The sequence below is a fragment of the Streptomyces sp. NRRL F-4489 genome, assembly GCF_001509485.1.
Classification (GTDB): domain Bacteria; phylum Actinomycetota; class Actinomycetes; order Streptomycetales; family Streptomycetaceae; genus Streptomyces.
In genome coordinates this window covers 1-6,193 of sequence record NZ_LLZI01000092.1, presented here as the reverse complement: position 1 = coordinate 6,193, position 6,193 = coordinate 1, and the positions used below count along the sequence as shown (strand labels likewise).

The 6,193-nt window shown below is 72.6% G+C and carries 3 protein-coding genes; all 3 read right to left on the bottom strand.

Annotation, left to right across the window (positions count from 1 at the left end):
- Positions 1-183 precede the first annotated feature (183 nt).
- The 3 genes from ADL22_RS09730 to ADL22_RS09720 all read right to left on the bottom strand — a co-directional run bounded on the left by ADL22_RS09730 (position 184) and on the right by ADL22_RS09720 (position 5,670).
- A complete protein-coding gene (locus ADL22_RS09730) occupies positions 184-1,641 on the bottom strand; it encodes a maltokinase N-terminal cap-like domain-containing protein (RefSeq protein ID WP_066975829.1) in 1,458 nt (485 codons plus the stop codon).
- Positions 1,642-1,951: 310 nt separating this feature from the next.
- Positions 1,952-3,670, bottom strand: coding sequence for a maltose alpha-D-glucosyltransferase (treS, locus tag ADL22_RS09725; RefSeq protein WP_066975827.1), 1,719 nt, complete (start codon positions 3,668-3,670; stop codon positions 1,952-1,954).
- Positions 3,667-5,670 (bottom strand): alpha-1,4-glucan--maltose-1-phosphate maltosyltransferase, encoded by a 2,004-nt coding sequence (locus ADL22_RS09720; protein WP_066975825.1) that lies wholly within the window; start codon positions 5,668-5,670, stop codon positions 3,667-3,669. Before ADL22_RS09720 ends, treS begins: the two co-directional genes overlap by 4 nt.
- Positions 5,671-6,193: the final 523 nt, after the last annotated feature.

Genomic DNA, 6,193 nt, shown 5'->3' with positions numbered 1-6,193 from the left:
GTTCACGGTCGCATCGTCGGCAGGCCGTGCGCTTCAGGTGGCGCGGGCTCTCGCCCCGCCCGGGGCGGAGTCAGGGGAGGAGGCGGGCGGCGGGCGGCGGGCGGCGGGCGGTGTACGGGGCCGGGCCATGCGGCGGCCGGCGGCGTACGGACCGGGGCCGGCCCGGTGGCGCGGGCGGCGGGCTCAGCCGGCCCCCGGGTCCCCGCAGGCCGCCAGCCGCCGGATCGCCGCCATCGGCACCGACAGCCAGTCGGGCCGGTGCCGGGCCTCGTACAGCACCTCGTAGACGGCCTTGTCGGTCTCGTACGCCCGCATCAGCTCCGGGGCGGAGCGCGGGTCCAGGCCGCCCGCCTCGGCGTAGCCCAGGCAGTACGCGGCGCGGGTGCGGCGGGCCCAGTCCAGCGCCCACGGGTCGCCGCCGGCCGGGCCGCTGCGGGCGGCGTAGTCGAACGAGCGGAGCATCGCGGCGACGTCCCGGACGGCCGGCTGCGGGCGGCGCCGCTCGGCCAGCGGCCGGGCCGGTTCGCCCTCGAAGTCGATCAGCGCCCAGCGGCCCCCGTCCGCGGCCCGCAGCGTCTGCCCCAGATGCAGATCGCCGTGGATCCGCTGGGCCGCCCAGCTGCGCCCGTCGTGCCCCATCGCGGCGAGCGCGTCGAACGCCGCCCGCAGCCGCGCCCGGTACGGTTCGAGCACCGGCACCGCGCGGGCGGTGGCCTCCAGCCGCTCGCGCATCCGCCCGGCGATCGCGGCCAGCTCCGGGCGGCGCAGTTCGGTGGTGGGCAGGGCCTGGGCGAGCGCGGTGTGCACCTCGGCGGTGGCGTGGCCGAGCGCGCGGGCCGAGCGGGTGAAGTCGGCGCGCACCGCCAGCGCGTTCAGGGCCAGCTGCCAGCCGTCGGTGGAGCCGGCCAGGAACGGCTGGAGGACGCCCAGCGTCGTGGCCTCCCCGGTGTCCTCCGGGACCGCCGACTCGAACCACGCGGCGGGCGCCGGGACCCGGGCGCACTTGGCGCCGGCCAGCGCCCGCGGCAGCTCCAGATCCGGGTTGACGCCCGGCTCGACGCGCCGGAAGACCTTCAGGATGAACGTATCGCCAAAGACGATGGAGGAGTTCGACTGCTCCACGGCGATCGGCCGGGCGGGCAGCCCGGAGGGGATCCCGGCGTCCGGTTCGCGGCAGAACCGCAGCGCCCCGATCCGGCCGGGCACCCGCAGCCGCTCCAGCAGCAGTCCGCACAGCCGGTTGTCCAGCAGCGCGTCGTAGACCATACGGCCGCGCAGCGGGCCGCCGGCCGGGCGGCCGATCACCGCCGGCGCCAGGTGCGGCGGCGGCGCGGGGTGGGTGCCCAGCAGCAGCTGGTAGCAGTCGCCGGCGGCCGGCGCACGGGTGGGCGGGGCGCTCTGCTGGGCGCGGACGAGCAGCTGGAGCAGGCCCGGGGACGTTCCCGGGCCGGTGCACGGCAGCAGTTCGGTGGCCGAGACCAGGGTGAAGCCGGTCAGCAGCCGGCCCTTGCCCGCGAACCACCGCTGCCGGGGCACCCATTCGGCCAGCAGCGGTACCAGCGAGGCGAGCAGGTCGGGAGCGGTGACCAGCGAGCGGTCAGGGCTGTTTCGGGTGGCACGGGTCGAGGCGGTGTCCGACATGGCGTCGCGTCCTTTCCCCGGGCACACGACAGACAGGGCAAAGTGTCCCGGAATGCGGCCTTTACGATGCGGCGGTGGGGGACGTGTCGGGCGAGATCGTCCTTACGCGCGCGCGTTTTCGGCGTTTCTCGGCGTTCGCTTCACTGCTCGGCGGTGCCCCTCCCGGGCCGAGGGGGACCGTCCATGGCCCACCCGGCCCGTGCGGTAGTAGGGAGGTTGCCCGGACGTGCGGTCGAAAAACGCCCGTACGCGCCGGGCGGTCGCGTACGGGCGTGGATCCGGGGCCCGTGCCCGGTGGGGCACGCGGACCCTACGGGGCGTTTCTGCGCAGCCGGAACCAGTAGAACCCGTGGCCCGCCAGGGTCAGCAGATACGGCAGCGTGCCGATCGGCGGGAAGCGGACGCCGCCGATCAGTTCCACCGGATGGCGGCCGCTGAACGCCTGGAGGTCCAGCTCGGTGGGTTGCGCGAAGCGGGAGAAGTTGTTCACGCACAGCACCAGGTCGTCGTCCGCGCCGTCCTTGCCCGGCGACTCCCGGAGGTAGGCCAGCACCGCGGGGTTGGACGACGGCAGCTCGGTGTAGCTGCCGAGCCCGAAGGCCGGGTTCTGCTTGCGGATCTCGATCATCCGGCGGGTCCAGTGCAGCAGCGACGAGGGCGAGCTCATCGCCGCCTCGACGTTGGTGACCTGGTAGCCGTAGACCGGGTCCATGATGGTCGGCAGGAACAGCCGGCCGGGGTCGCAGGAGGAGAAGCCGGCGTTGCGGTCCGGGGTCCACTGCATCGGGGTGCGGACGGCGTCGCGGTCGCCGAGCCAGATGTTGTCGCCCATCCCGATCTCGTCGCCGTAGTACAGGATCGGCGAGCCGGGCAGCGACAGCAGCAGCGCGGTGAACAGCTCGATCTGGTTGCGGTCGTTGTCCAGCAGCGGGGCCAGTCGGCGGCGGATGCCGATGTTGGCGCGCATCCGCGGGTCCTTGGCGTACTCCGCGTACATGTAGTCGCGCTCTTCGTCGGTGACCATTTCCAGGGTCAGCTCGTCGTGGTTGCGCAGGAAGATGCCCCACTGGCAGCCGGACGGGATGGCCGGGGTCTTGGCGAGGATCTCGGAGACCGGGTAGCGGGACTCCCGGCGCACCGCCATGAAGATCCGCGGCATGACCGGGAAGTGGAACGCCATATGGCATTCGTCGCCGCCGACCGCGTAGTCGCCGAAGTAGTCGACCACGTCCTCCGGCCACTGGTTGGCCTCCGCCAGCAGCACGGTGTCGGGGTAGTGCGCGTCGATCTCGGCGCGGACCCGCTTGAGGAACGCGTGCGAGGCCGGGAGGTTCTCGCAGTTGGTGCCCTCCTCGGCGTAGAGGTAGGGCACCGCGTCCAGCCGGAAGCCGTCGATGCCGAGGTCCAGCCAGAACCGCAGGGCGGAGATCATCTCCTCCTGGACGGCCGGGTTCTCGTAGTTCAGGTCCGGCTGGTGGGAGAAGAAGCGGTGCCAGTAGTACTGCTTGCGTACCGGGTCGAAGGTCCAGTTGGAGACCTCGGTGTCGACGAAGATGATCCGGGCGTCGGCGTACTGCTTGTCGTCGTCCGCCCAGACGTAGTAGTCGCCGTACGGGCCCTCGGGGTCGGTGCGGGACTCCTGGAACCACGGGTGCTGGTCGCTGGTGTGGTTCATCACCATGTCGATGATGACCCGCATACCGCGCTGGTGGGCGGCGTCCACGAACTCCACGAAGTCCGCCAGGTCACCGAACTCCGGCAGCACCGCGGTGTAGTCGGAGACGTCGTAGCCGCCGTCCCGCAGCGGGGATTTGAAGAACGGCGGCAGCCAGAGGCAGTCCACGCCCAGCCACTGGAGGTAGTCGAGCTTGGCCGTGATGCCCTTGAGGTCCCCGATGCCGTCGCCGTTGCTGTCCTGGAACGAGCGCACCAGGACCTCGTAGAAGACCGCCCGTTTGAACCATTCGGGGTCGCGGTCCTTCGCCGGGGTGTCTTCGAACGTGTCGGGAACGGGCTCATTGACGATCAATTGGGTGACCCTCCGATCGGTGAGGACGGTCGCAGCGACAGCACATGGGCCGGCGCGAGCGAGCTGCCCGGCTCCAGGCGCACATAGTTGTCCCTGCCCCAGTGGTAGGTGTCGCCGGTGAGCTCATCGCGCACCGGGAAGGACTCGTGCCGGCCGAGGCCGAGTTCCGGCATGTCCAACGACACCGTCGCCTCGTGGGTGTGGTGCGGGTCGAGGTTGACCACGGTGAGGACCGTGTCGGCCCCGTCGCCGGTCCCCGCCCGTTTGGAGTAGGCGAGCACCGCGTCGTTGTCGGTGCGGTGGAAGCGCAGGTTGCGCAGCTGCTGCAGGGCGGGATGGCGGCGCCGGATGCGGTTCAGCGCGGTGATCAGCGGGGCGATGGTGCGCCCCTCGCGCGCCGCGGCCTCCCAGTCCCGGGGCTTGATCTGGTACTTCTCCGAGTCCAGGTACTCCTCGCTGCCGGGCCTGAGCGCGGTCGCCTCGCACAGCTCGTAGCCCGCGTAGACGCCCCAGGTGGGGGAGAGGGTGGCGGCCAGGACGGCGCGCGCCTCGAAGGCCGGGCGGCCGCCCTCCTGGAGGTAGGCGTGCAGGATGTCGGGGGTGTTGACGAAGAAGTTGGGCCGCAGGTAGCTCGCGCTCTCACCGGCCAGCTCGGTGAGGTAGCCGGTCAGCTCCTCCTTGGTGGTGCGCCAGGTGAAGTACGTGTACGACTGCTGGAAGCCGATCTGGGCGAGGGTGTGCAGCATCGCCGGGCGGGTGAACGCCTCGGCCAGGAAGATCACGTCCGGGTCGGTGCGGTTGATGTCGCCGAGCACCTTCTCCCAGAACGCCACCGGCTTGGTGTGCGGGTTGTCCACCCGGAAGATCCGCACGCCCTTGTCCATCCAGAACCGCAGCAGCCGCTCGGTCTCCTTGACCAGGCCGCGGAAGTCGGCGTCGAAGGCGAGCGGGTAGATGTCCTGGTACTTCTTCGGCGGGTTCTCGGCGTAGGCGATGGAGCCGTCGGCGCGGTGGTGGAACCACCGGGGGTGCAGGGTGACCCACGGGTGGTCCGGGGAGCACTGGAGCGCGAAGTCCAGCGCCACCTCCATCCGCAGGTCGCGGGCGGTGCGGACGAAGTGCGCGAAGTCCTCGAAGGTGCCCAGGTCCGGGTGGAGCGCGTCGTGGCCGCCGGCCGGGGAGCCGATGGCCCAGGGCGAGCCGACGTCGTCCGGGCCGGCCGACAGGGCGTTGTTCCGGCCCTTGCGGTGGGTGGTCCCGATGGGGTGGACGGGCGGGAGGTAGACCACGTCGAAGCCCATCGCGGCGACCGCCGGCAGCCGCTCGGCGGCGGTGCGCAGGGTGCCGCTGACGACCGCGCCGTCCGGTCCGGTCACCGCGCCCTCGGAGCGCGGGAACAGCTCGTACCAGGAGCCGAACAGGGCTCTGCGCCGCTCGACGACCAGCGGCATCGGACGCGAGACGGTCAGCAGTTCGCGCAGCGGATGGCGGTCCAGCGCCGCGGTGACCTGGGGCGCGAGCGCGGTGGCCAGGCGGGTGGCGGCCGGCAGGGTGGCATCGCGCAGCGCGTCGACGGCGGCCAGCACCGCCTCCCGGCCGTCGCTCTTGGGGACCTCGGCGGCGGCCCGTTCGTGCAGTTCGGCGCCCTCGGCCAGGACCAGCTCGGTGTCGATCCCCGCCGGGATCTTCACCCCGGCGTGCCGGCGCCAGGTGGCGACCGGGTCCGACCACGCCTCGACGGTGAACGTCCAGCGCCCCTCGACGTCCGGGGTCACCTCGCACACCCACCGGTCGGTGCCGGGCGCCCGTTCGCGCATGGGGGTCCACGGGCCGCAGCGGCCGGCGGGATTGCGCAGCACCACGTTCGCGGCGACCGCGTCATGGCCTTCTCGGAAGACCGTGGCGGAGACCTCGAAGGTCTCACCCACCACGGCCTTCGCCGGGCGGCGGCCGCAATCGATCTGCGGGCGGATGTCCAGAACAGGGATGCGACCGATCATGGGCTCACCTGGGTTTGTGGTGCTTTGCGGGGTTTTGTCCTTTGTATCCGTTCCACGGCAGGCGGACCGGGTGGGGGCATGGGCGCCTCTGCGCGCTTTCACTCCGCTGGCGGACCGCACGGCGGACCGGGCCGGACCCCGCCGGGCGGGTGGGCGGTAGGGCGTACCCGGTGAGCCTGCCCGCGGGCGGCGGCGGGGAAAGCCCCCGGAAGATGAACTACCGGTACGTCACCGCGCCCGGCGCGCGCGCCGGCGGGCAGGGGCCGGCGTCCCGGCGGGCGGTCGCGGCTCGGTGCTGACACGGTGGGCGGTCGCCTCCTCAACTCGGTCTGATCACAGCGGAGTTGCGGTGTGCGGATTCCGTTGCCGCGCCGGGGCCCGTCGGCGCCACCACCGCAGCCTCTCGCCGCGACCGGATCAGTACAAGAGCGCCTGAGGGGGTGGAATCGGCCATATCGCGGGACCGGCCGGTACGGGGCCGGGGCGGCCGGGGCCTGGGGGGACGCGGGGGCCGGGGGTGCGG